The sequence below is a fragment of the Microbulbifer maximicatervae (SeqCode) genome (assembly GCF_052466985.1).
This window is the reverse complement of record NZ_CP174298.1, coordinates 4,293,332-4,317,225: the sequence shown is the minus strand read 5'-3', so window position 1 is coordinate 4,317,225 and position 23,894 is coordinate 4,293,332. Positions and strand designations below refer to the sequence as shown.

20 protein-coding genes are annotated in these 23,894 nt (G+C 46.3%); 5 read left to right on the top strand and 15 right to left on the bottom strand.

Annotated elements, in window-relative coordinates:
- Positions 1 to 125 precede the first annotated feature (125 nt).
- Positions 126 to 1,541, top strand: a complete 1,416-nt coding sequence (locus tag ACJJI3_RS19130; RefSeq protein ID WP_444940600.1) for a nicotinate phosphoribosyltransferase — start codon at positions 126 to 128, stop codon at positions 1,539 to 1,541.
- Positions 1,542 to 1,575: 34 nt separating this feature from the next.
- Positions 1,576 to 2,415, top strand: a complete 840-nt coding sequence (locus tag ACJJI3_RS19125; protein WP_444940599.1) for an ADP-ribosylglycohydrolase family protein — start codon at positions 1,576 to 1,578, stop codon at positions 2,413 to 2,415.
- A gap of 20 nt (positions 2,416 to 2,435) precedes the next feature.
- Here ACJJI3_RS19125 and ACJJI3_RS19120 read toward each other — a convergent pair whose 3' ends face one another.
- Together ACJJI3_RS19120 and ACJJI3_RS19115 are read right to left on the bottom strand one after the other, a co-directional pair.
- Positions 2,436 to 3,149 carry an NUDIX hydrolase gene (locus ACJJI3_RS19120; RefSeq protein ID WP_444940598.1) on the bottom strand — a complete coding sequence of 238 codons (714 nt, stop codon included), beginning with the start codon at positions 3,147 to 3,149 and terminating at the stop codon, positions 2,436 to 2,438.
- A gap of 60 nt (positions 3,150 to 3,209) precedes the next feature.
- Positions 3,210 to 3,566: a winged helix-turn-helix transcriptional regulator gene (locus ACJJI3_RS19115; RefSeq protein ID WP_444907094.1), complete on the bottom strand. Its 357-nt coding sequence runs from the start codon at positions 3,564 to 3,566 to the stop codon at positions 3,210 to 3,212.
- Positions 3,567 to 3,677: 111 nt separating this feature from the next.
- On the opposite strand from ACJJI3_RS19115, the gene ACJJI3_RS19110 reads away from it, so the two are divergent.
- Positions 3,678 to 4,469, top strand: coding sequence for an SDR family NAD(P)-dependent oxidoreductase (locus tag ACJJI3_RS19110; RefSeq protein WP_444940597.1), 792 nt, complete (start codon positions 3,678 to 3,680; stop codon positions 4,467 to 4,469).
- 138 nt (positions 4,470 to 4,607) lie between these two features.
- Here the strand turns inward: ACJJI3_RS19110 and asnB are convergent, their stop codons facing one another.
- From asnB to ACJJI3_RS19065, 9 genes are all read right to left on the bottom strand, one after another.
- The gene (gene asnB, locus ACJJI3_RS19105; protein ID WP_444940596.1) at positions 4,608 to 6,542 is read right to left on the bottom strand and encodes an asparagine synthase (glutamine-hydrolyzing); all 1,935 of its coding nucleotides are present in this window, start codon (positions 6,540 to 6,542) and stop codon (positions 4,608 to 4,610) included.
- Positions 6,543 to 7,411: 869 nt separating this feature from the next.
- The gene (locus ACJJI3_RS19100) at positions 7,412 to 9,067 is read right to left on the bottom strand and encodes a histidine kinase (RefSeq protein ID WP_413663538.1); all 1,656 of its coding nucleotides are present in this window, start codon (positions 9,065 to 9,067) and stop codon (positions 7,412 to 7,414) included.
- Positions 9,068 to 10,435: 1,368 nt separating this feature from the next.
- The gene (locus ACJJI3_RS19095; protein WP_444918379.1) at positions 10,436 to 10,945 is read right to left on the bottom strand and encodes a hypothetical protein; all 510 of its coding nucleotides are present in this window, start codon (positions 10,943 to 10,945) and stop codon (positions 10,436 to 10,438) included.
- A 480-nt stretch (positions 10,946 to 11,425) separates the two neighbouring features.
- Positions 11,426 to 13,312 carry a DNA topoisomerase IV subunit B gene (parE, locus tag ACJJI3_RS19090; protein ID WP_444940595.1) on the bottom strand — a complete coding sequence of 629 codons (1,887 nt, stop codon included), beginning with the start codon at positions 13,310 to 13,312 and terminating at the stop codon, positions 11,426 to 11,428.
- A gap of 12 nt (positions 13,313 to 13,324) precedes the next feature.
- On the bottom strand, positions 13,325 to 13,918 hold the full coding sequence (locus ACJJI3_RS19085; RefSeq protein ID WP_444940594.1) for a YqiA/YcfP family alpha/beta fold hydrolase: 594 nt from the start codon (positions 13,916 to 13,918) through the stop codon (positions 13,325 to 13,327).
- Positions 13,919 to 14,020: 102 nt separating this feature from the next.
- Entirely contained in the window at positions 14,021 to 14,695 is a 675-nt protein-coding gene (locus tag ACJJI3_RS19080; protein WP_444940593.1) for a hypothetical protein, read from the bottom strand.
- A 344-nt stretch (positions 14,696 to 15,039) separates the two neighbouring features.
- Positions 15,040 to 15,864 carry a 3',5'-cyclic-AMP phosphodiesterase gene (gene cpdA, locus ACJJI3_RS19075; RefSeq protein WP_444940592.1) on the bottom strand — a complete coding sequence of 275 codons (825 nt, stop codon included), beginning with the start codon at positions 15,862 to 15,864 and terminating at the stop codon, positions 15,040 to 15,042.
- Positions 15,865 to 15,905: 41 nt separating this feature from the next.
- Positions 15,906 to 16,427: a DUF1249 domain-containing protein gene (locus ACJJI3_RS19070; RefSeq protein WP_413663544.1), complete on the bottom strand. Its 522-nt coding sequence runs from the start codon at positions 16,425 to 16,427 to the stop codon at positions 15,906 to 15,908.
- A gap of 87 nt (positions 16,428 to 16,514) precedes the next feature.
- Positions 16,515 to 17,177 (bottom strand): NUDIX domain-containing protein, encoded by a 663-nt coding sequence (locus ACJJI3_RS19065; RefSeq protein WP_444940591.1) that lies wholly within the window; start codon positions 17,175 to 17,177, stop codon positions 16,515 to 16,517.
- Between the two features lie 145 nt (positions 17,178 to 17,322).
- On the opposite strand from ACJJI3_RS19065, the gene ACJJI3_RS19060 reads away from it, so the two are divergent.
- Both ACJJI3_RS19060 and ACJJI3_RS19055 read left to right on the top strand, forming a co-directional pair.
- Positions 17,323 to 18,363: a glycosyltransferase family protein gene (locus tag ACJJI3_RS19060; protein ID WP_444940590.1), complete on the top strand. Its 1,041-nt coding sequence runs from the start codon at positions 17,323 to 17,325 to the stop codon at positions 18,361 to 18,363.
- Between the two features lie 37 nt (positions 18,364 to 18,400).
- Positions 18,401 to 19,453 (top strand): glycosyltransferase, encoded by a 1,053-nt coding sequence (locus tag ACJJI3_RS19055; RefSeq protein WP_444940589.1) that lies wholly within the window; start codon positions 18,401 to 18,403, stop codon positions 19,451 to 19,453.
- 69 nt (positions 19,454 to 19,522) lie between these two features.
- On the opposite strand, the gene ACJJI3_RS19050 is transcribed toward ACJJI3_RS19055, so the two are convergent.
- The 4 genes from ACJJI3_RS19050 to ACJJI3_RS19035 all read right to left on the bottom strand — a co-directional run bounded on the left by ACJJI3_RS19050 (position 19,523) and on the right by ACJJI3_RS19035 (position 23,800).
- The gene (locus ACJJI3_RS19050) at positions 19,523 to 20,074 is read right to left on the bottom strand and encodes a DUF4136 domain-containing protein (protein WP_444918387.1); all 552 of its coding nucleotides are present in this window, start codon (positions 20,072 to 20,074) and stop codon (positions 19,523 to 19,525) included.
- A 22-nt stretch (positions 20,075 to 20,096) separates the two neighbouring features.
- A complete protein-coding gene (locus ACJJI3_RS19045) occupies positions 20,097 to 22,481 on the bottom strand; it encodes a PqiB family protein (RefSeq protein ID WP_444940588.1) in 2,385 nt (794 codons plus the stop codon).
- The gene (locus ACJJI3_RS19040; protein ID WP_444940587.1) at positions 22,474 to 23,010 is read right to left on the bottom strand and encodes a paraquat-inducible protein A; all 537 of its coding nucleotides are present in this window, start codon (positions 23,008 to 23,010) and stop codon (positions 22,474 to 22,476) included. Before ACJJI3_RS19040 ends, ACJJI3_RS19045 begins: the two co-directional genes overlap by 8 nt.
- Positions 23,011 to 23,146: 136 nt before the next feature.
- Positions 23,147 to 23,800 carry a paraquat-inducible protein A gene (locus ACJJI3_RS19035; protein ID WP_444918389.1) on the bottom strand — a complete coding sequence of 218 codons (654 nt, stop codon included), beginning with the start codon at positions 23,798 to 23,800 and terminating at the stop codon, positions 23,147 to 23,149.
- Positions 23,801 to 23,894 lie beyond the last annotated feature (94 nt).

The following is a 23,894-nucleotide window of genomic DNA, read 5'->3' as shown; positions in this document are numbered from 1 at the left end:
GCCGACACTTGACAACTTAGTATCTAAAAGACACTATTAGCTCTATTAGTGTCCTTTAGACAATAATTGACAAGGCCCGCACTGGAGAGACCGGTGCTAACAACTACTCACGGAGGATTTCCGCGATGAACCAGTACAACCCAATCCTGAATGTCGACAGCTATAAAACCAGCCACTACCTTCAGTACCCAGAGGGAACCCAGTATGTCAGCAGCTATATCGAGAGCCGGGGTGGCCAGTTCAAAGAGGCTGTTTTCTTTGGCCTACAGGCATTTATCAAGCAGTACCTGACTACGCCGATCAACGCAGAGCACATCGAAGAGGCTGAGGAGCTCTGTCTGGCCCATGGCCTGCCATTTAATCGCGAGGGATGGGAATACATTCTCCAGGAGCATCAGGGTTACCTGCCCATTGAGATTCAAGCAGTTCCCGAGGGCAGCGTTATCCCGACTAGGAATGTCTTAGCCCAAGTAGTCAATACAGACCCTCAGTGCTTCTGGCTAACCAGCTATATCGAAACCGCCCTGCTGCGCGCAATTTGGTACCCCACCACAGTTGCCACCCAAAGCCGGGAAGCCAAAAAGGTCATTCAACGATATTTACTGGAAACTGCTGAGGGTCTCGACTCACTGCCCTTTAAGCTACATGACTTTGGCGCACGCGGTGCTAGCAGCGAAGAGACAGCTGCGATTGGGGGCTTGGCCCACCTGGTAAATTTCCAAGGCACAGACACCATTGCCGCCGTACTCGCCGGCCGCCGCTACTACGCAGCTCCAATGGCCGGATTTTCAATACCCGCTGCAGAGCACAGCACCATGACCAGTTGGGGACGCGAGCAGGAAGCCAAAGCCTATGAAAATATGCTGACGCAATTCAGCGGTGACAACCGTCTGGTCGCCGTAGTGAGTGACAGCTACGATCTTTGGAGTGCAATCGAGAATATCTGGGGCGGTGAATTAAAAGAGAGGGTAGAAAATAATGGCGGCACCCTGGTAATTCGCCCGGATAGCGGCGATGCCGTTGATATAGTTACTCAGACTATTGAGCGCTTGATGAGAATATTCGGAGCAACCATTAATAGTAAAGGTTTCCGAGTACTTCCTGACTTTATTCGGGTGATCCAGGGTGACGGGATTTCTCTACACACCATTGAGGGCATCCTCAGCGCAATGAAGGCCAGAAAACAGAGCGCTGAAAATATTAGCTTCGGTATGGGAGGTGAGCTTTTACAAAAAGTTAACCGAGATACCATGAGGTTCGCCATGAAAGCCAGTGCGGTTCGAGTCGATGGCCTATGGCGGGATGTTTACAAAGACCCCGCCACCGATAGCGGTAAGCGCTCCAAGAGAGGGCGCTTGGCATTAATAAATCGTACCGACGGAACGCCCTACACTATTCGTGAGCAAGATATTGGCGGCCGTAATAATCTGCTGGAAACTGTCTACCGCAATGGGAAATTACTTATAGAACAAGATCTGGAAACTATTCGGGAACGGGCAGTTATTGTTGAGGGTAGAGATATATTGGCTGTTGCCAGTTAATATTAACTAATCGGTAATCTTTTAGGGGGCTTTGATGTTATTGGAAATTGCAGTTGGAGATGCCTACGGAGCCGGATTTGAGTTTTGTAGCCGTGAGATTATTAACAATAACAATCATGCTAACGGGTATATCTCTCATCCCCTTGGCATCAAACCCGGTTATTATACCGACGATACTCAGATGAGCTTGGCTATTGCTGAGCTCCTTCTTGAGAATTCGAATCCCCAAGAGTCGGACTTTGCACAAGCTTTTATCCACACTTATAAGCGTGATCCTCGCCTTGGATATGCATCAGGCTTTCAAGGCCTTCTCGATAGCTGTGAAACTGGAAAGGATTTAACTCGCAAGATAAGGCCTCACAGCAAACGTAACGGAGCTGCAATGCGCTCAGTACCCCTTGGGCTCATTCCCGATATTGATCAACTACTAACAGTGGCTAAATGCCAAGCTAGCGTTACGCACAATACCGAAGAGGGGATCTTATCTGCTCAAGCAGTTGCCCTAATGGCACATCTATTAATCTACCAAAAATCAGCTCTAATTGAGTTGCCCAAGCTTATTGAGAAAAAGCTCAACCTAAAATTAATAGGAAGCTGGTCTGGCAAGGTCAACTGTGATGCCTTAGAAACCTTGGCTGCGGTAAATACAGCACTACAAAGTAATCGAGACTTCCTTGGACTATTGAAGACCTGTATAGATTTTGGTGGTGATACTGATAGTGTCGCCGCAATTGCCTGCGGGCTTGCAGCACTTACCAGAGAGTACGATTCGGAACTTCCTTTCAGTTTACTCTCTGGCCTGGAAAATAGTACTTATGGATACCAATACTTGATTGAGCTAGATAAAAAATTAGTTAATAATTTTTTATCTTAAGAATCTAAACTATTTTTCAGTTAAAGCTCTAAATTTCTTATAAATTTATGATCAGCGGAGCTTTCACTCAAACGATAGAGCGCTGCAGGCCGGCCTTTTTCAGAACGTTTTTCACCAGTATCTACTAACAGATTTGCCTGCTCAATTCGCCTGCGAAATGATTTTTTCTGTATTGGTTTCCCAATTATTGCCTCATGTACTTGCTGCAACTCTGGCAAGGTAAAAGTTTCCGGTAATGCAAATGCAGGCACAATAGTATAGAGCGCTTTTTGAACCAAACGCTCATGGGCACGACTAATAATTTCCTGATGATCAAAAGCCAGAGATAATTGAGATATCTGAGAGTAAGGCAACCAGTCCACACTCGACACAGTATTGATTGCACTCGCACAGCATTGGTGGGCAATCAAGGCAGTATAGGCAACCGTTACCGACCACCCCCGTTTATCCCTGCTGGGCCCTCCAAAAGTATAAAGCTGCTCTAAATAGGGCGGTATAACTGATGTCTTTTCTTTTAGCTTTCGGTTAGCTGTCGCCTCCAGACTATTATCTTCGGTTTCAGAGACAAATCCTCCAGGCAAAGCCCACTTCCCTTTCTCTGGGTGAGCAGAGCGCTTAACCAATAACACCTTGAGAAAGCCTTCGTGATAGGTAAATAGAACTGCATCCACAGTAACTAAAGGAGCGTCAAAGTTACGCTTCTCATAACGAGCTATATAGTCTTTTTCATTCATAGGGAGAGACAAGTATCATTTAGACACTTAGTGTAACTCGAAGGTATTGGTGGGATAAAGTTATTTACTTTCAGATAAATCTGAGCCGTCAATTTCTTCTTGTAGCTTTTCCAAGTCGTCCAGTATTCTCAGGAATTTCTGTCCAAATTCTGTAACGTTATATTCCACACGGGGAGGAATCTCTGCATAGCTGATCCGCTCCAGTATCCCGAACTCCATATTTCTACGTAAACATTCATTCAGGACTTTGGTAGTCAAACCCTCAACGCTGCGAACCATTTCCCCCGGTCGATTTACCCCTCTAGCCAGAAGCTGATAGACAGTAAGGGACCATTTACAGCCATAGATAGTCTCAACCATTCTGGCACTTCTCTTGGGCGGGCGCTTTCGCGTGAGCATATTTTTCTCTGATTTCATCAATACTTACCAAAAAGTAACTAGTGCACCATTTTGTGCTTACTTTTCAACCTATCCGGTTCTTTTCTAAACTCCACTCACGTAATGAGCATATCTCAGTGAGGAAATAATATGAGTGACTCCACTAAAAGACCAGATTCTACTGAACAAAAAGAAGTTGCCTTAATCGTTGGTGGTTCCAGTGGTATGGGACTCGCCATTGCAAACCTGCTAGTGAAACAGGGAATTCACACAGTTATTATTGGCAATAATCTCAACAAACTTGAAAGAGCCCACAACGAATTAACTCAGATGGGCTCTGCAGAAGCACTTCAGGCAGACCTCTATCAACAGGCTGATATCAGCAATATTATCGAATATATAAAATCCAGCAATCATCATTTTAAATACCTGGTAAACGCCGCTGGATATTTTAATCCTACTGCATTTCTTGAACATACCCGGGAAGACTACGATACTTATCTCGACCTCAACCGTGCCACCTTCTTTATTAGCCAGGCCGTAACAAGAAACATGGTAGACAACGGCGGAGGGAGTGTAGTGAATATTGGCTCCATGTGGGCCAAGCAATCGGTAAAGGCGACACCCTCCTCTGCCTATTCAATGGCCAAAGCCGGTTTACATTCGCTCACCCAACATATGGCGATGGAGCTGGCCGATCACAATATTCGGGTTAATGCAGTATCCCCTGCGGTGGTTAAGACGCCTATTTATGAATCCTTTATCGATTCGGGAGAAATAGACCAAGCACTTGCTTCCTTCGATAGCTTTCACCCTATTGGCAGAATTGGTACCCCCCAGGACATCGCTAGTGTCGTAGATTTTCTTTTAAGCGACAAAGCAAGTTGGGTAACAGGAGCCATTTGGGACATTGATGGCGGGGTAATTGCTGGTAGAAACTAGAATACCAAAACGCCCGGATAGAAGTATTTTATTCGGGCTCAATTTAGAGAAATTCCTGCACTGCAAATCCTGCTAAAGAAATTTTATTTTAATATCCAGAGTAAACCATCAAAACCGCCTAGAGTAGAGAATTAACTTCTAGCACATCACCAATCGTTTATGTATTAATATACTACTAACGGTAAGAAATTTAATAGCATCAACGACATTCTGGTCTGCCTGCGAGTGCCCCTCATCTTTTTCAAAAAATCTAATGAGCTTTTTTTGATCTAGAAATGGCATATCTAGAGTCTCACGGCTATGGATAATATCCTTCATATACTCATGAAGTTTCTTGTTTTTCTTATCTGTAAGAGGCGGAGTCCATAGCGGTTGTTTTTGCTTCTTGTAGGCCCTGTCTGTTAACACCGACTTCATAGCCTCTCGCAATACATATTTCTCAGTTAATCCTCGAATTTTATATTTTTCTGGCAATACTGATAGATAGTCTACTAAGTGGTGGTCAAGAAATGGTTGGCGACCTTCAATCGAGTGAGCCATTTCTGTTCTATCACCCATCATTGTTAAGACAAAATGAGGAAACATAGACTTGGTAAAGGTATACAAGCTTTTAGATAAAACAGGTCTATTTTTTAATACAGACATGCCACCTAAATTTTCCATGAGAGTATCTGCAATCTGATTGTTCTTTATATAATCAGCATAATCTTTACAAAATAATGGAAATATTTTTATACCCATATCCATAAAACTCTGCATCCAATTTGGAAAGAAACCAAGGGCAGACTTCACTACCCTTGACTGATGCAGTCTCGCAGAGGACATAAAAACTCCATCAGAAACAGGGTCGCCACTCTCCAAATCTTTTAGAATCAATTCTTTTTCTTCCTGGGGAAGATCTTCTAAGTAATTCTCGATAAAGTCTTGCCTAAACCAACCGTAACCAGCAAAAACCTCATCAGCCCCATCCCCAGTTATTACGACTTTATACCCTCGATCTCGGACAGCCCGACTAAGCACATATTTAGTAATAGCGTTCCCATTGAAGAACATTTTTTCACCGATGTAGGCCGTTTCTTCAAAACAGGAAACCAATATATCGCCATTAATTTCAACTGGATGATAATTACTCCCCGCATATTCGGTCATGGACCTGGCATCGGATGATTCATCATAAGTCGGGTGGTCAAAAGACAAGGTGAATGCATCTATCGGCTTGTCAAGCATGCTCTGAGCAATTCCTAAAACAGAGGATGCATCTAATCCTCCACTCAGGTAGCAAGCAACTGGCACATCAGCTTTGAGTCTTAACTTGATCGCCTCAGTAAATCTTTTGCGCACTTCGCTTATAACTTCTTCTTCTCTAAACTGAGTCTTTCTTTGCTCAACAATAGTAGGGAAATAGAGGTCCCAATAAAGATGGGTCGAAAATTGCAGGTCATCCAAATAGGCAATACCGTAATGACCAGGAGGTAATTCAAAAATATTACTAAATGAGCTAGAAGCAGGAGCATGCAAGAAACTAATTTCTTGCCAGTAAGTATGCGGGTTCCACTCTACCGGCAAGCCAAGGGCTTTTAAGGCCTTAACCTCTGATGAAAAACTCAAACATCCATCTGCCCAGTAATAAAAAAGAGGCTTTATTCCAAACCTGTCTCGAGCAGAGAATATTAGTTTCTTCCCTCTATCGTAAAGTACGAAAGAAAATTCTCCTCGAAGATAGTCCAGGCAATAAACACCATACTCTTGATAAAGAGCAATCAGAATTTCACTATCCGACTGCGTGAGAAAACTATATCCTCGTCGAATAAGATCATTTTTTATTTTCACATAATCATAAAACTCACCATTAACAATACAAATTATTTCCCCGTCACTGCTCAACAGAGGCTGCTGACCACCCTCTAAGTCAATAATACTGAGCCTTTTATGCGCCAGCCAGGCTCGGCCATCTCCTGATGACCAGAATCCCTCACCGTCTGGTCCTCGATGAGAAAGGGTCTGTAGTGCACGAGAGATCTGTTCCCGGCTATACGTAGCAACAATAGAGAATACCCCTAGCAGCCCACACATTTGACTGCCTCCCCAGTATCGATAAAAGGATTGTCTCAGGTTAGCAAAAAGGAGCTTCGCGCCATTCTCACGAAAAAGAGGACAAATGACTCTGCATTAACAAATTGAATTAAATAAAGATATGGGGTTGATATTCAGGGCCGAACTTACACTTCACTAGACGAGCTTGACCAGCTAAGCCAACAAGTTTATTTGGATTTACATAACCATAAAACACTGGAGCCATATATTCAGATCGAAGCTCCCATACCCTTTCAAAATGGGCCGCCGATAAATATACAGTGCATTCTTGAGTTCCAGATTGTTAAATTCAGAATTTTCACTTTACATAGAAATCGGACCTTTAAACACTCCAGAAAAATATTAAACATTTTCGCGGGAGTATTCATAGAATATTCCTCACATCCGAATTCCAACATTTAACTTAAAGTACCCCATCAAACTTATGGCATATATATTACAGCGAACAAGTGCATTTTTACTTTCCTTGCTTTTCGGTTTATCTGACATCAAACCAAAAATAAGCTTCCATGGAAACTTTTAAAAGCTCGCAAAACTATTGAGCAGAGTGGCTCTCTTGTAGATACCCTACTACCAGAACTTGGTTACAAGCTCAGACTTCAAGAGAGCTATAAATTTTAAAGATAGTATTTTCTTTCACTATCCAGCTAAGCTTTAGCTAAAACTCTAGATATATTGCTGCTCTAGGAAAATCTTTTGATTTACCTGAGCAGCCTAAAATCTATACTTAGAATAAAGATCTCTAAAACTTACATTGTGCGTATTCCGTTCGATCTAGATTAATGATAACAATACCATTTAAACTCAAACAACTAACTTTATACGTAAATATAAATTATACAGCCCAATTAATAAATATAGACCGCTCCTGCATTTTCAGCTTCATTGCTCTCAGGGTTTGCGAACAAACCGCTATCCGCTCCATCTTCAGTGTTCGCCCCTACTGCTAAACTAGCTCCATCTCCACTTAACGCAACAGAGCCACCAAAATGGTCTCTCGAGTCTGTGTTGCTCGCCTTAATATAAGCTTCACTAGACCAGTCTACGCCATTAAATATATAGGTATAAACTGCTCCTGCTCTAGTTGAAGATTCGTCTGTACTATCTCCGAACAATCCTTGGCTATAGCTTTTCTCTCCCCATGCTCCCACGGCGATAGAACTGCCATCATCACTCAGGTTTACCGCCTCTCCAAAATAAGCCGATTCATGAGGATTGAAAGCTTTCAAATTGGCAGTTTGCTCCCAAGCGTTTTCTTTTCGAGAAAAAATGTATACAGCGCCACTGTTAGATTCACTTTGTAATGGGGCGCCAACTGCTAGAGTTTGCCCATTACCACTTAAATTGAGCGCAAGTCCAAACCAATCATCAGCGACAGGATTACTAGCCGATATCTTGCTATCTTCCACCCAGGATTCACCATCCAACTGGTATAGATAAACGGAACCCGCCCCTGCATTGTCAGCATAAGCCCCAACGGCGAATGAAGCCCCGGCATCATCAAGGCTTATCGAAGAACCAAAACCTAACCCCTCAGAACTATCAGCAGCCTTAATGTAGGCATACTGTGACCAACTTCCCTCCTCATTACGGAACACATATACCGCTCCAGAATCTTCAATAGAATCGCCATCAAGACCACCATCTTCACTGGGTGCGGTTACTGCTAAAGTAGAACCATTTCCACTAAGGCTAAGGGCATAGCCAAATAGGTCATTATTTCCTTGATTGTCTGCTTGAAGTCGGGCGCTATGGACCCAACCTTCATTACTTCGGGAAAAAATATGAACAGCGCCCGCAGAAAAATTATCATTTTCCCCGTTCTCCTTGAATGCCCCTACTGCAAGCGTATAACCATCATCGCTAAGACTCAATGCAGTTCCAAACTCTGCAGCTTCTTGAGGATCTGGAGACTTAAGATAGGCTTGCTGTGTCCATTCGCCATCTTCCTGACTAAAAATATAAACTGCACCTGAATCAGGTGTCAGGTCATCCTCTTGGTCACCACCGCTATCTTCGCGAGGAGCACCTACTGCAAGCAGGTTGCCATCATCGCTAATTGCTAGATCCCAACCAAACTGATCGTCAGCATCCGTATTACTGGATTTAAAATAACCGATACTGCCTATCACATCCTGATCAATTGCTACTGCATCAGAATCGATACATCTCTGATCATCGCAGGTTTGCAATAAGTATTGGGCATTAAGCTTTTTGAATAAAGGCACCACTAATTCAATGCGCTCTTCTTTTGGCGCAATGGGATTTCCAATAGGTTCAAACCCAGAGTGCCCATCAATATTTTCAAATAACTGATAATAAGTTGCCCCAGAAACATCGTTCCAGCGAAAGGTTAGCGTTTTAGGTTTCTCATAATGGACCGCCATCGTAGCAGCTGTAAGCTCGCCACCTGTGTCTGGATCATCTCCCCCGCTCGAAGATCCATTACAACCTGAAAGATATACACTGAACATCAAGATTACTAGGTTAATATTAAATTTCACTATATGCTTTCCTTATAGGTCATCGTATCATTTTTCAAAACTATCTTATCCTTATCCCTTAATTAGATATGATTTTTATTGTCAACACAAAAATACAGAATATTCTCGCATCGCCTTAGCACTAAAATATTTCCAACAAGAACCACTGCAAGAAGTAAAATTAGAATGAACTTCGAATATATTCGTAAATAAACATCCCCTTTTGTAGATTTAGGTTTGATTCTCTTTTAGAGCCTTGACAGGATTAAGGGCTCAGACTGCTTTATTAATTTGCCAATTAAGACTTAGAAATTCATTCTTGAATTCACAATAGCTAATTAACCAGCATGAAAAAACATAAAAACATATAAGGCAAACACTCAGACAAGCAGACATTATTATGTATGTTTTATTTATTCAGCAGCCGGCAGCAATAACTACTAAACAAAGTGTAAAACACTTATCAATGTCTATACTATTTACCTTTTATTATTGGGTTTGCGCCAATCATCCTGCACACCAAATGGAGCAACCGACCAATACGAAACCAATAGTAATGTCTATAAATATAATTTGTTAATTTAATCTATAAACAATCACTCTTCACATTACAACCGAGACTTTATAAGGCACTCATAATGAAACAGCCATCTAAACACACTGATACTTTTAAGCAGCCTACAAGATTCAACTGACAGAGTGAACTTTTTTTAATAAATATATTTTTACCCTCCGAATTAGAACAATAGGTCCAACTAAAAGTCTTTAATGGCTAGACATCTGTCCGAACTTGAGGGTACGTTCTTATAAAGAAATGTGATTCAAAATTTCTTAGCCAACAAAAATACGGATAATTTTTTAGCAGCTTGAAGCCAGATATCCCACATATTTACACGAAATAAATCGATGAAGAGATGGCAGCTTAAAAATTTTCGTGCGTCAAAAATAAGAAATGTGGGCTTCTAGTCATTCAGATAATAAAGTTTTATTTTATCGTATCTCATACCTTTTATGCATGAAAACAGTTTAAAAAGATGTAGTGATAATTTCTTGCAACAAAAATTTGCAAGTATTCCAATATTTATTTGGAGCTCAAGATATTAGATACTCAACAACTCTTCCAGCTCGGCCTGCATGTAATTTTCGAATCCACGGCTTCACCTTGGATTTACTAACGCCCATGACCTCACAATATTCATTCATTATATATTTTGGTTGACTATCGGTTACACAACCTTCTATTGGTACTCAGAAAGAGAAAATACCTCTTTCACAATTAGATTATTATTGATCTTGTTGAGAGTGATGCTACCAGTAGCCAAATTTAATATGACGATTCCTTTTACAACATCTAGATAAATCACAGCCCTATTAAGGCATGATTTAAGATTAACCTTTGGAGTCACCCCTATTACTAATTGAATTTGGTAAAACCAAATCCACTGGTTTTCTTGAATTGACATAATCACGGAATTCGGGAGCTACATATTCAGAGCGCAACTCCCATATCCTTTTAAAAGGTTCCATTGATAAGTATGCTGTATATTGACGAGTCATTGAGTCCCAAATAGTAAAATCGAGCCTGTTTGCCTTGTATTGGAAATAAGCTTCTTCCCAGATCTTAAAAAAACGATATACAAAACCAATGATCCTTAAAGTATCGGCACTCGACAAAGAATCAAAATCCTTCATCGCCTTCGCAAAGATGTCTGCCATTGGTCCATCACAAATTGCTGCCACAGCTTCTCGATGAGCAATGGATATCTCATGCATAGAAGCGATCTTCGATTCTTTATTCTGAACTCTTATTAAAGCGGCAAGATAGACTAAAGATGCGACAACCGCAAAGGCACCAACAAGCTCACCAACGGCACTTAATGTATCCCACAGCATACTCAAAATTTAATCTCGTCAAGCAGGCATTAATTATATAACTTTTGATGCTGTCGCTTTAGACTTTCAAAATACCCAACACTGCTAGCCTTACTATTGAGACATTATATAGGCACTTGTCACATGGCGCTTATTTCATCTTTTAAAATTTAGACTATAGGTAATTAGAAATGACAAAATAGTAAAACCAATAGAATGGATTTGTGCACTTCTTTTTTAACGAAAATATCACATAGATGCTAAGGCTATATATTTTCGTATCAATGAAGTTATCTTTTTTAAATAAGTATAATGCTAAAACAAGAAATTTAAACTGAAGGAATTAAATAATATGCAGCTGAATTAACATCCATTAAGTTGAATAACTGATACAACTTCTGAAAGAGAGATAGAGCCCCTCAAAAGGAAGAGCGCTCCATATTAATCATATGCATTGATCTGTTGCCTTAGTACACTAAGGCAACACCAATACCTATGTTAGAAAGCTTAACCCACTTCAGCCAGATTCCCTTTACTTTCCAGCCATTGCTTGCGGTCTCCAGCACGCTTTTTAGCCAGGAGCATATCTAGTAGTTGATTACTGTCATCTCCTGAATCTATGTAAAGCTGTACGAGACGTCGGGTATTGGGATCCATCGTAGTCTCACGCAATTGCATAGGATTCATTTCTCCCAATCCCTTAAATCGGGTTACCTGAATCTTGCCCTTTTTCTTTTCTGCACTGATACGATCGAGGATGCCCTGTTTCTCAGATTCATCCAACGCATAATAAACGTCTTTACCGATATCAATTCGGAACAGTGGGGGCATGGCCACATAGACATGACCGTTAGTAACCAACGGACGGAAATGACGTAAGAAAAGCGCGCATAACAGCGTAGCAATATGCAGCCCGTCTGAGTCGGCATCGGCGAGGATACAGATCTTGTTGTAACGCAAGCCTTCCAGGTTGTCGCTACCCGGGTCCACACCGAGGGCTACAGCAATATCATGTACCTCCTGGCTAGCAAGAATTTCCCCTGAGTCAACCTCCCAGGTATTCAGGATTTTACCGCGCAGCGGCATGATAGCCTGGAATTCACGGTCTCGCGCCTGCTTGGCGGAGCCACCGGCTGAATCTCCCTCCACCAGGAAGAGTTCAGATCGCGTGGTGTCTCCACTGGAGCAGTCTGCCAGTTTGCCAGGCAAGGCCGGTCCCTGAGTAACTTTTTTACGTGCAACTTTTTTCGCGGAGCGCATACGCTTCTGTGCATTGCCAATACACAGTTCCGCCAGTTTATCGCCCTCTTCCGTATGCTGGTTCAGCCACAAGCTGAAGGCATCTTTGGCGACACCGGAAATAAATGCGGTCGCTTCACGAGAGGAAAGTCTTTCTTTTGTCTGGCCAGAGAATTGAGGGTCAGCCAGTTTGGCAGAGAGAACGTAAGAACACTGGCTCCAAATATCTTCCGGTCCCAGTTTAATTCCGCGCGGTAGCAGATTGCGGATTTCACAGTATTCGCGCATTGCTTCCAGCAGGCCGGCCCGCAAACCATTGACATGGGTACCGCCCTGGGCGGTGGGAATCAGGTTTACGTAGGATTCAGCGGTGACCTCTCCACCCTCTGGCAACCATTGAACGGCCCAGTCTGCCGCCTCAGTAGTAGCTGCAAAACTGCCTACAAACGGCTCAGCTGGCAGTACTTCCCAACCCTGGTTTGCAGCGGCCAAATAGTCCTTGAGGCCATCTTCGTAATACCACTCATCAGACTCGCCATCCTGCTCATTGATAAACGTAACCGTGAGGCCCGGGCAGAGCACGGCCTTGGCACGCAGAAGATGTCGCAGGCGCACCACTGAAAATTTGGCGGAATCAAAATACTTAGGGTCAGGTAAGAAGCGAACACTGGTGCCTGTTGTGCGCTTGCCGCACTCACCTACTACTTCCAGGTCGGAGGCCTTTTCTCCATCCTTAAAGCCAATGCGATGAACCTTGCCATCTCGCTGGATAGTAACCTCCAGCACTTTAGAGAGGGCGTTAACCACCGAAACACCGACGCCGTGCAGGCCGCCGGAAAACTGGTAGTTATCATTGGAAAACTTACCGCCGGCGTGCAGAGTGGAGAGGATAACCTCTACACCAGGCCGTCCCTGCTCGGGGTGGATATCGACAGGCATACCGCGGCCGTTGTCGCTGACAGAAAGCGAGTGGTCCTTGTGTAACACCACTTCAATTTTCTTGGCATGTCCGGCCAGGGCTTCGTCGACACTGTTGTCGATTACCTCCTGAGCCAGGTGATTTGGGCGTGCGGTATCGGTATACATCCCGGGGCGCTTACGCACCGGATCTAGTCCCGTGAGTACCTCAATATCTTCGGCGGAATAATTAGCCATAATTCTTATTGATTACTGCTCGTTAAATAGAAATTCGGTGATAGGGTCGCAGTAGCGTGCGAACTCCTGAAAACTATGATCGCCACCGTCTTCAATGGTCTGGCGTTGTCCTTGGTAGAAATCCTGCGCATCGCGATAATCCAGAACTTCATCCCCGCGCTGGGCGAGTAACCAGTAGCAACTCTGCAACGGCTTCTCCAATTCAGCCTGTACCCGCTGCATGGCATCTACATCAACCTGGGTAAGACGGAATTCCTCTTCTTCACCGCTATAGGGTTTTAAAACTTTCCCCACATAGGCTGGAATAAAGCGCGCGGGGCGCACTGCGGGATTTATCAGTACAGCGGGCAATCGGAAGCGCTCACCAAGGTAAGTGCACCAAAAGCCCCCCATAGAACTCCCCACCAGTCCAATGGGTCCCTGATCGGGCTGCCGAAGGAGATCCTCCACAAGAGCCACCAACGATTTCTGCGCCTCCTCTGTATAGGGAGGAATCTGCGGTGCACAGAAGGTAACATGCGGGCATTGGGCCTGGAGCCATTCCCGCATCAACTGGCATTTGAAGGACTGTGGTGATGAAAGGAAGCCATGCAGATATATCAGCACCGGCCTTCCCTGAAGATCATTAGTTTGCATAGGCGGTGATTATAGCGCCCATATCGCCAATCGGGGGCGCTATGTAACCAGAAGCCTCAAACCGTGTGGGAATCACAGCAATGTGCGATTCAAACTGGCAAAGGCCCGCCTCATATCTACACGCATATCAGACCAGAAAGTAACACTGGTAAAACGCTCCATGCGCCCACCCGGGCCATAGGCACCAAAGTTCTCACCGATATCGCGGCGATCCCGGAAGCGCATCACTGCATTGCCCTCTCGATCATAAAGAGTTCCAACCAGTACCCCATAGGCACTCTGCTCGGTGTAGACGCGCCAGGTCCAGGGAGAGGGGTCCAGTGGCGCAGCTACCGAAAATTTCTCCAAGGATAAGGACAATGTGTAATCTGCCTCTTCCTGCTCCTCCGCAACCACGCTGTTACGCGGTTCGAGAAACTTCTCGGCAAACGTTTTGACCAACAGTGCATTCATCTGCTGTAGGTCCCTATCATCCAGCTCGTAATCTTTCTCTCTGTAGCGGGTGCGCGGCAGCGAAGAAAAACGCTTGGTGTAGTCAATTTGCACAGGGGCAATAAACACTTTGGAGCCGCTCATATCAAAAGCAAAGGCCGCGGCAACTTCATCCAGCGAGCTGGATCTGGGAACCAAACCTTGGCTATCTTCCTGTTCAGCCAACTTTAAGTCCCCCACCTTACTGGGATCATGAGCACAGGCACCGACTAATAACGCCAAGCCAATGAGCGGTAAAACAAATATTCTGTTCATTATTATTCCTCACTTCCCGATGTTATCCACTTAGCGGACGGAGTAGCTGCAAAATACGCATGAAATGAGGGGCAGTAGCGCAAATAAAACCCCAGTACCTATTAGCGTATTTTATCAACTGTCAAATACTACTATTGATTCTGGTATGCCCCATTAAACAAATATCATCAATGATCATAAGTCTGGGGAAATTTCATTGTACGGTCAGAAGACAAAAAAGATAATGGTAAGTTCGTAAAGGGAGGCTTTACAAATAAAGGCGAGCTAGAAACTCTTAAATAACACGATAGAAATCCCACAAAGTGGGACTTCAAAAAAGCAGGCACATCTCAAGGAGAAGTGACTCAGTAGCCGGAAGATGCAAAATCGACAGAATATTTTGAAACCTCAACCCGTTCGACTCCGGTTTTATAGCTACCGTTATCATATAAATCGAACCAACGATATCCCGGCATCTCGTCGTCTACAGCAAAAGGCCCACTACCCGGAGTAAATTGTACAGAAGTGGAGGGTGTCGCATGTAAGCCGACCCGGCCCTCATGGTTATCAAACTGCTGATGTACATGGCCCCACACGAGCGCTTTGACTTGGGGCGCTTTGGATACCATTTGCAAGAGTTGCTCGCGTCCATCGCGCAGCATATGGCCATCAATCCACTTACTACCCACCTGCACCGGCTGGTGATGCATCATGATCATTACCGGGTGTTCCCGGGTTTCCCAAAGCAGCAGCTGCAAACGCTCAAGCTGAGCTTCGCTGAGACCGCCACATATCTGGTTTTCAACACTGGTATCGAGAAGCAAGAGGCGCCAATTTCCTAAGGCAACCACTTCTGTACAGCGTTGTGGGGCCAGCTGTTTCATACGAGAGCTTAAGTCGTGATTCCCCGGTAGCCAATACCAAGGTTTCTGCACCCTGCGCATTTTCTGAAGAAACCGGCGGTAAGAGGCCTCGGCCCCATTCGCGCTAATATCTCCTGTCGCCACCAGCAGTTGCGCTGCCTGCTGCCTGGAAACGATTGCGGACAGTACCTCATCCAAAGTATGACCGGTATCCAAACCCAGTAATTGATAATCCGGCCGGCTGCCGATGTGTGGGTCTGTTATTTGGATCAGACGATATGAATTGGTCTTATCGGACCTGCTAGGCTCATTGTGCTCGCGAATCACTTGCTCACCTTGTAATCACATCCATGTGTTCTACCGCAGAATTAAATTTTTCGGCCATCCAGCACTAATTGAAATTCTGCGCGACCATTTGCAAGACAGTACTCAAGCCACTCACCGAGAAAACGGTTGGCCTGAGGCCTCTCATCTGCGCGCTGCATACGGGAATTTGGGTAAGCGATATCCACTCCTTTACCACCTACCGGTCCACAGCCATTAACTGCTATCACCTCTGCCATCCGCGCATCGTGATAGAGACGAGCGGTCAGGTTGGGAGATGCCAGCCAGTGGCTTTCACTGAGATTTACCTCTGCGTCCAGTGACACTTCTGTGGTGTACCTGGATCTCGCTACCACTCTCAGCTTTAAGCTGCCACCAGGGATTTGATAGCACCATTGCTCTCTCTCTGAAAGCTCAGGCAGCAGCCTCAGTAGACGTAGGTAGTTAGCGTCGCAGTCGGCATGATAAGACGGTAAATCGACGCGATATACTGCTTTACCGTTGCCATTTGGCGACATTTTCATCTGCCTGCGCTGGCGCGCACCTACCTCACGTACTAGAGCCATTATCAACACTCCAATTCATTTGCCGCCGTGACTTACATCTCAGTTTACCTTTTGTGCGGGTAAAGTAGCGCAAAGAGCTGTGACCGCTCAGGCGGGTGGCGTCATATGAGTAAACTGCTTCCGATTTAACTCTAGCCACTGCACCGAAATCAGTGTGGTGGCATTGTCTATCGGGTTTTCTCCCGGGCCGTAATTCCCCCGCATCGCATCTACGACGTTCTGCCTCGGGAATACCCGCAAACAGATATCCTCATTTTCCTCAGCCAAGCCGAATACGCCCTCGGCCTGCTCCAAATCTACCAGGGCACAATACAGATGTATCCGCTCCGAGCTGCCCCCTGGGCTGGGGATATAACTGTGGATAAAATGCAGGTCGCCCACAGTGTATCCAGACTCTTCCAGCACCTCTCTGCGCGCTACATCCTCCAGACTCTCCCCTTTCTCCACCATACCGGCTACCACTTCAAGACACCAAGGCCCTGCTGGGCGTCCCAGGGCACCGGTGCGGAATTGCTCGGTAAGCGCCAACAGGTCCCTGACAGGATCGTAAAGTAGAACTCCAACGGCCTCTCCGCGCTGAAACAGTTCCCGCTCTATTTCATTGCTCCAACCTCCGCGAAACAAGCGGTGGCGCAGTCGCAGGCGCACCATAGTGAAAAATCCTTTAAACACGGTTTCCCTGGAAATTATGTCTACCGCATCAGCGGTAAACTCCGGGTTTAAATCAGTTCGACTGTTATCTTGTGGCATGGTTCGTCTTTCCCTAGGTTTCGGTTTTGCTGCGCTGCTCCGCGACAAGACCGGGGTACCAGCTGTTATACTCTGCGCCCACCGTACCAGCCGCTGACTGCAGAGGCTATCCGGGTTTCCGTGTTGAATTTCGAGAGTACACAACATGAGAGTGCTGAATATCGCCTATCAGCAGCTACGGCGCTATGGCAAGACAAGGGTTAGCTGGGCACAAAAGCTCACCTTCGGCCTGATTAAAAATGACCACTACACCCAAGTGTTCAGCGACCGCGATATCGCCGCGTTTGAGGCTCCCTTTGGTATTCGCGACCTGGGTGTAAAAAAGGCGAACCGACGCTTGATGGAAACTGTCGAGGCCTTTGAGCCAGACCTGATCATCGCAGGCCACTGCGATATGATTACTAACGACACCCTGAAGGCCATTAAGCAACGCCTGCCCAATTGCTTTATCGCTCACTGCAATAATGATCCCCTCTTTGTTCCCAGCAATGTCGAGCGAATCAAATACCGCGCGGAAGTCGCCGATGCAGTTTTTGTATCCACCGGGCGAAGAGAACTGAAAATTTTTGAGGGTTTTGGTGCTCGTGTTTATCACATGCCGAACCCGGTTGAACCCTCGATTGAAAACCTCAATAACGCTGAACGCACAGATTTAGCCATCGACCTGCTTTTCTGCAGTAACAGCAATAATTTCACCAAGCGTCTGCAAATGGTTAAAAACCTGAAAGATGCCTTGGGGGATTCGCTGAACTTTAAAACCTATGGCAGCTTCGGCGAGGCACCCGTTTGGGGTCGCGACTACGACCACGCTCTATTTCAAACCAAAATGGGATTGAATTTCAATCGCCAGGATACCCATTACTGGTATTCCTCAGCACGTATGGCGCAGTTGGCGGGCAACGGTATTTTGCAGTTCACCAGTGATAAATTACATTTTGACGACTTGTTGCCTGCTGAGAGCGTCGTTTATTTCTCCGATGAGCAGGACCTATTAGAAAAAATCCGCGAATTTAACGGTGACGATGCCAAGCGACGCGCCTGGGCTGCACGGGCCAGGGAGTTTTTCCACAATGAAATGAACTCGAAGCTCTACGCTCAGTACATTATCGAAGCCACAAGCTTACAGCCTTTTAGCCACGACTATGCTTGGGCTCAAGATATCAATCTGGATGGCACACTCAGGTAGTGTTGCACCCACCCTATTCGATCAGATGCAATAGATTATGAGTAATAACCCAATTCGAGTCGCACAAATACTCGCCGGTGCTGAGCACGGTGGTGCTGAGAATTTCTTTGTGCGTCTCGTCAGTGGATTAAATCCCCGCAGCGAAATTACAGAAAAAGCGTTTATTCGAAACCACGATCACCGGGTACAGGCACTGCGTAGCAACAATGTTGAAACCGAAGGTTTTAAATTTGGTGGCAAGCTGGATTTTCTCGGCCGAAAAAAATACCGCGATGCCCTGAACCAATGGCAACCGGATATCGTGATGACTTGGATGGGACGTGCCACTTCAATCACCCCCAACTCTAAAAAATACCGGTTGGTAAGCCGCCTAGGGCACTATTACAACCTGAAGTATTACCGTCACGCAGATTATTGGATCGGCATCAGCAAAGGTATCTGCCAGCATTTAAGGGGCGGAGGCATCCCCAAGGATAAAATTTTCCATATCCCCAATTTTGCCGATGAGACACCAGTTAATCCGCTGCCTAGAAACAGCTTCAATACTCCGGAAGACCGGCCCCTGATCCTGGCTGCAGGCCGCCTGCATATCAATAAAGGGTTCGACACCCTCCTGCATTCACTCACCCAGGTTCCCAATGCCACTTTGTGGCTCGCTGGTAGTGGCCCTGAGGAGAGCAAGTTGAAATCCCTATGCCACCAACTCGGCCTGGAAGAGCGGGTTCGCTTCCTCGGTTGGCGCAATGATGTCACCACCCTGATGCGCACTGCGGATATGTTCGTGTGCCCTTCTCGACATGAGGGCCTGGGCTCTATTGTGATGGAGTCCTGGGCCCATCGCTGCCCTATAGTAGCGACAGACTCTCAGGGCCCTGGAGAAGTGATTACCAATGGCAAAACCGGTCTGATTACCCCTATCGATAATGCCGATGAACTGGCCAAAGCCATGAAGTCCGTTATCGAGTCGCCGGAATTGCGCCAAAGCCTGATCGAAAATGCGGCCGAGGAGTACGCAACGACTTATGCGAAACAGGTTATCGTCGACTCCTATATCGATCTATACGAAAACCTGATGAAGAAAGGGCGCTAGCGGTGAATGGCAGCCACCGAATACCCGGGGGCTGCTAAATCGTATTTTTCGTTTCGTGCCAAATCGTACTTATTGATAGGCCGGGGGCAAATCCCGCAAAAGAGCGCTAACCCCATTGGCGATCAGTCGTTGACGCTGCTCAATACTATCGGGGCGTGTTAACAATTCGCTGGCTCTCCCCCCCCAAATCACAGCCCCGCCCGGGCGCCCAATACCCACACTCATAATCACCAAGGGGGCATCTGTCAGGGGCGGTAGTTCCACCACATCCTGTGGCGCATTGCTATCAAACTGTTTGTCCCAGCTGGGATCCCGGGTATCACCGGAGAAAAACTCATCGACTACCGCAACCTGGTAATCCACCACCATATCCGCATCCTGGTCCTGGGAGACTTGGCGATATCCTCGTTGCTGTAACTCTGCGGCAACGGTATCCCGCATTTCTTCATCCAACTCCACCAGCTGGGCAGAGGCATCTTCTGAGCCACTCAACGGCGCTACCCCCCATTTATACGTGGCAAAGGCAACCGGTGGCTCCCCGGTAGCGGCTTTTTCAACCTGTATCTCCTGGCAACTCGCCAATACCAAGATACTCAGCAAGCCTGTTAATAAATAGCGCATAAAAACTCCTACATTCCCGTACTTATTTTACTGGTTCGACCGTGCCGTAAAGTTCTATCTTAGGACTCCAGGTATACCACTTGGGTTCAGCTTTCGGGTAGAGAGGGAAATGGCTGCCCGACTCCACTTCAAATCCCATAAAAGGGGCTTCTGGCGTGGCAAATGCGATCCCCCCCTGCAACAGGGCCTGAGCCGATTCTGTGTTGATATTAAGCCCACTTTTCAGACCGAAATTCACATCGACGCCACTGGCATTCCAAAACACCGTGTGCTCTCGCACCAAGGGCTGGTATTGGGGTTCGATATGAACATAGATATACACTCGATCAGCATACTCCCCCAAGGAAAAACCTGTAACCTCTCCCACTTTTACCTGGCGGTAATAAACCGGACTCCCTGCCACCAGAGATCCTCGCCTCGCAGCATCCAGAATAATTCCCAGTCCAGGGCGAGTAAAAGTTTCTGCAAGATCCTCTTCCGGTGCCTGTTCCAAAGCGTAAAACTTTGTCTGTGGATCTCCTAAGCCAGGCTCGAGCGCCAGGTAGCGCCCTGTAATCAGGGTATCCAAATGAGCAATCTTATCGATGCTAATTTGCGGGGAAACCACCCATATACGTGTACCCTCCCGAGCAAACTGCTCTCCGCGGTGATAAAGCTTAGCCCTGGCCCACACCTCGCCCAAAGAGCGATCGAGTCTCAGGCGAGTAATCTCTCCAACTTGTACCCCGCGGTAGCGCAACGGTGCTCCAACTCTCAGCCCCTCGGCACTAACAAGGCTGACTTGAATTTGTATCCCTCCCTCCATAGCCGCTTCCCGACTGCTGAAAAGAGGGAACTGGTCTCCATTTTTTGCCTGCCCGCCTTTTCCAAGGTCTTCCCGGCGAATACCAAAGGCGATACCGCCACGCAGAAGTGACATCAGTGAATCTGCCTCCACTTCCACCCCCTCGGTCAAGCTTGCTGTAGCCCGCAATCCGCTCACATTCCAGAACCGAACGCCTTCCTGCACAAAGTGGGCATAGCGGGGCTCTATCACCACATAAACTTCTACCCCCTCGCCATCCCTACGCAATTCCATTCCCTGCACTTTTCCTACCTCTATACGGCGAAAATAAACCGGCGCGCCCCGCTGCAAAGACCCGGGATTGCGTGAAGTGAGGCGTAAATGCAGCCCCGGCACACGGGGATCCATCGGTGGCGCAGAGGTTCGCGCAGTGAAATTGCGCTGGGAGCGCTGTCCTTTGCGCAAATCTACTTCTATGCGATTACCTTGGATTAAATCGTTTAGTCCGCCAGTAAAATCGAAGCTCGAGGGGGCTAACCAAAAACGGGTATTTTCGGTGAGCAATTCATCCGTTGTCGGATCCATCAGAACTTTGACTTCCATACCATTCAAACGGCGGTTTGCCTTGGTCCCACTGACTTCTCCTACCTGGATGCCCTGGTAGTAAACCTTCGTAGAATCCGGAGTAACATTCACCCCCTGATCGAAATTTAATGTCACTGGAATTCCCGCATCTGCTGCGGCAAAATTTTTATATAACTCAAACTCACTACCATTTACAGCAAGTGGAGACTGACGTTGATTTTCCGGGGTATAAAAACTTACGCCTCCGGCAAAAAGTGCTGCCAGGGATTCTAAATTGACACTGATACCGCTAATACCGCCTTCAATAGAGATCCCTGAACTATTCCAAAAGCGGCTGCCCCGATGAACCAGATAGGCATATTCACGACGAATAAATAATTCGATACTGACTTCAGTTCCGTTTCGATCCAAACGGTAATCCGCTACCTGACCGACTCGCAACTGACGATAATATACTGGCGATCCTCGACTTAAAGAGCCCAAACGACGGGACTGCAAAACAACACGCAAACCATCCCCACGGATAAATGCAGGAGGCTGATCCAGGGCAACAAAGTTGCGCTTGCGCTTTCCACTACCTGATTCAACGGCAATGTAATTGCCTGAAAGTAGAGTTTCCAAACCGCTAATACCGGTAATAGATAACTCGGGTTTTACTACCCAAAACTCAGTGCCCTCTACCAATAAATATTCTGCACTGCGATTTAAATTAACTTCGGCCAGAACGCCATCGGCTCCATTCAGCTCTTTCGCATTAGGTACAAGGCGCACATCCTGGACCATACCAATATCGACCCCGGAATATTTGACCACCGTTTTTCCTTTTACCAGGCCGTCGCCAGAATGAAATAAAATAGTGGCTTTAACGTCTCCCTCTGACAAATCCTGATATAGCAACCAGAGAGCAATCAGCCCCGCGATCAAAGGTAAAATCCACACTAGGGGTAATCCCCTGCTTGCGCGCACTACTCCCCGCTGAGCACCTCCATCCAAGCGAGACGCATCACTCGTATCCTGCGGGGGCAGCTCATCAGCCATTTTCTGCGACGCTCCTATGAGCCGTTTCTGGCTCTACTGCAGACTCATATAAATCTCCGTCATAGGCATCCCAAATTAAACGGGAATCGAAAGTTCGTGCCGCCAACATGGTCACCACTACCACAGAGGCAAAAGCCGTAGCACCAGCTCCAGCAGTTACCTGGGAAATAAATCCCATATCCACTAGCGACACCAAAATTGAAATCATAAATAAGTCTAAGAGTGACCAGCGCCCGATGCCGGAAACTACTCGATATATTTTCATGGACTGAATGGGGTCGAAGGACAGGCGCAACTGAATTTGGATCAGGAGCAATCCCAATCCCAGTAGCTTCATCACAGGAACTGCAATACTGGCAACAAAGACAATTAAAGCTATTCCCCACATTCCCGAGTTATAGAGTTGCATGACCCCGCTAATGATAGTGCTGGGATCACCGGCACCTAAATAAACTACCGTCATTATCGGTAACACATTGGCTGGTAAAAGCAATAAAGTGCCAGTAATCGTCAGAGCCCAAGTTAACATTAAGCTTCCTTCGATTCTGCTGTGTACTCTCGCTCCACAGCGCGGACATCGGCAACGACCATTTTGGGGAAGAATAATTAATTGATGACAGCACAGGCAGCTGGTTAAGCCTTTTTTTAAACCTTTATTTGGTACGCTATTCACAAGCTTGTCCCTTAAGCGCACGACGCTGTGCTAAGCGGTGCCAAATTGCTGTTTGGTCAAAACTCAGGGAAGAGAGATTTGCCAGTAGCATCATGGCACCAAAACAGTACAGACCAGGTTCTACCTCCATCTTGCCCAAGTCCCGTAATTTAATCAGGGCTACCAAAATTCCGAGCATATAGACATCGAGCATGCCCCACTCTTTTAAGTGCTGGTAAAAACGAACAGCATTGGATACCGGCCGGTCAAGCCAGGCCCAAGCACTGCCCCAACAAATAAATAACAACAGGGCAAATTTACCTACCGGAGCCAGAACGCTACAGAAAAGCACCAGCGCCGAGAGCCAAATAAACCCCGCCTTGAAAAGAGAGTAAACGCCATTAAGCAAGGTACTTTCTGCACCAAATGAGAACAGGGAAAAATCGAGCAATGGCAAGCTAACAGAGGGAATAAACAGTAATAGGCCGGTTAGACTGAGAGCCAGAGTGTAGTAAATACTATGATTGCCATTGCGATGCAAAGTACAGCGACATCGTGGGCAAATTAGCTTTTGTCCCGGGGGCGCCAAGCCGCCGGTTAAAAGTAGATCGCATTCGTGACAGACCCTCTGCCAATCGGTCAGCACTGCGTTGCGCTCCTCATTCATGGACAGTCAGTCCTTGCCTTATTCTGCACAATTTTTGCCGCATCCAAATGCTTATGAGGCGCGTCTATTGAAATATAGGCCCTCAACCTTATTC

Bases quoted from the DNA above. Each gene is read 5' to 3' on its own strand.
- ACJJI3_RS19130 (WP_444940600.1), top strand. From the start codon at position 126: ATGAACCAGTACAACCCAATCCTGAATGTCGACAGCTATAAAACCAGC.
- ACJJI3_RS19110 (WP_444940597.1), top strand. From the start codon at position 3,678: ATGAGTGACTCCACTAAAAGACCAGATTCTACTGAACAAAAAGAAGTT.
- ACJJI3_RS19120 (WP_444940598.1), bottom strand. From the start codon at position 3,149: ATGAATGAAAAAGACTATATAGCTCGTTATGAGAAGCGTAACTTTGAC.
- ACJJI3_RS19125 (WP_444940599.1), top strand. From the start codon at position 1,576: ATGTTATTGGAAATTGCAGTTGGAGATGCCTACGGAGCCGGATTTGAG.
- ACJJI3_RS19045 (WP_444940588.1), bottom strand. From the start codon at position 22,481: ATGGCTGATGAGCTGCCCCCGCAGGATACGAGTGATGCGTCTCGCTTG.
- ACJJI3_RS19070 (WP_413663544.1), bottom strand. From the start codon at position 16,427: ATGGCTCTAGTACGTGAGGTAGGTGCGCGCCAGCGCAGGCAGATGAAA.
- ACJJI3_RS19115 (WP_444907094.1), bottom strand. From the start codon at position 3,566: ATGAAATCAGAGAAAAATATGCTCACGCGAAAGCGCCCGCCCAAGAGA.
- ACJJI3_RS19080 (WP_444940593.1), bottom strand. From the start codon at position 14,695: ATGAACAGAATATTTGTTTTACCGCTCATTGGCTTGGCGTTATTAGTC.
- ACJJI3_RS19035 (WP_444918389.1), bottom strand. From the start codon at position 23,800: ATGAATGAGGAGCGCAACGCAGTGCTGACCGATTGGCAGAGGGTCTGT.
- ACJJI3_RS19050 (WP_444918387.1), bottom strand. From the start codon at position 20,074: ATGCGCTATTTATTAACAGGCTTGCTGAGTATCTTGGTATTGGCGAGT.
- parE (WP_444940595.1), bottom strand. From the start codon at position 13,312: ATGGCTAATTATTCCGCCGAAGATATTGAGGTACTCACGGGACTAGAT.
- asnB (WP_444940596.1), bottom strand. From the start codon at position 6,542: ATGTGTGGGCTGCTAGGGGTATTCTCTATTGTTGCTACGTATAGCCGG.
- ACJJI3_RS19040 (WP_444940587.1), bottom strand. From the start codon at position 23,010: ATGTTAACTTGGGCTCTGACGATTACTGGCACTTTATTGCTTTTACCA.
- ACJJI3_RS19055 (WP_444940589.1), top strand. From the start codon at position 18,401: ATGAGTAATAACCCAATTCGAGTCGCACAAATACTCGCCGGTGCTGAG.
- ACJJI3_RS19060 (WP_444940590.1), top strand. From the start codon at position 17,323: ATGAGAGTGCTGAATATCGCCTATCAGCAGCTACGGCGCTATGGCAAG.
- ACJJI3_RS19065 (WP_444940591.1), bottom strand. From the start codon at position 17,177: ATGCCACAAGATAACAGTCGAACTGATTTAAACCCGGAGTTTACCGCT.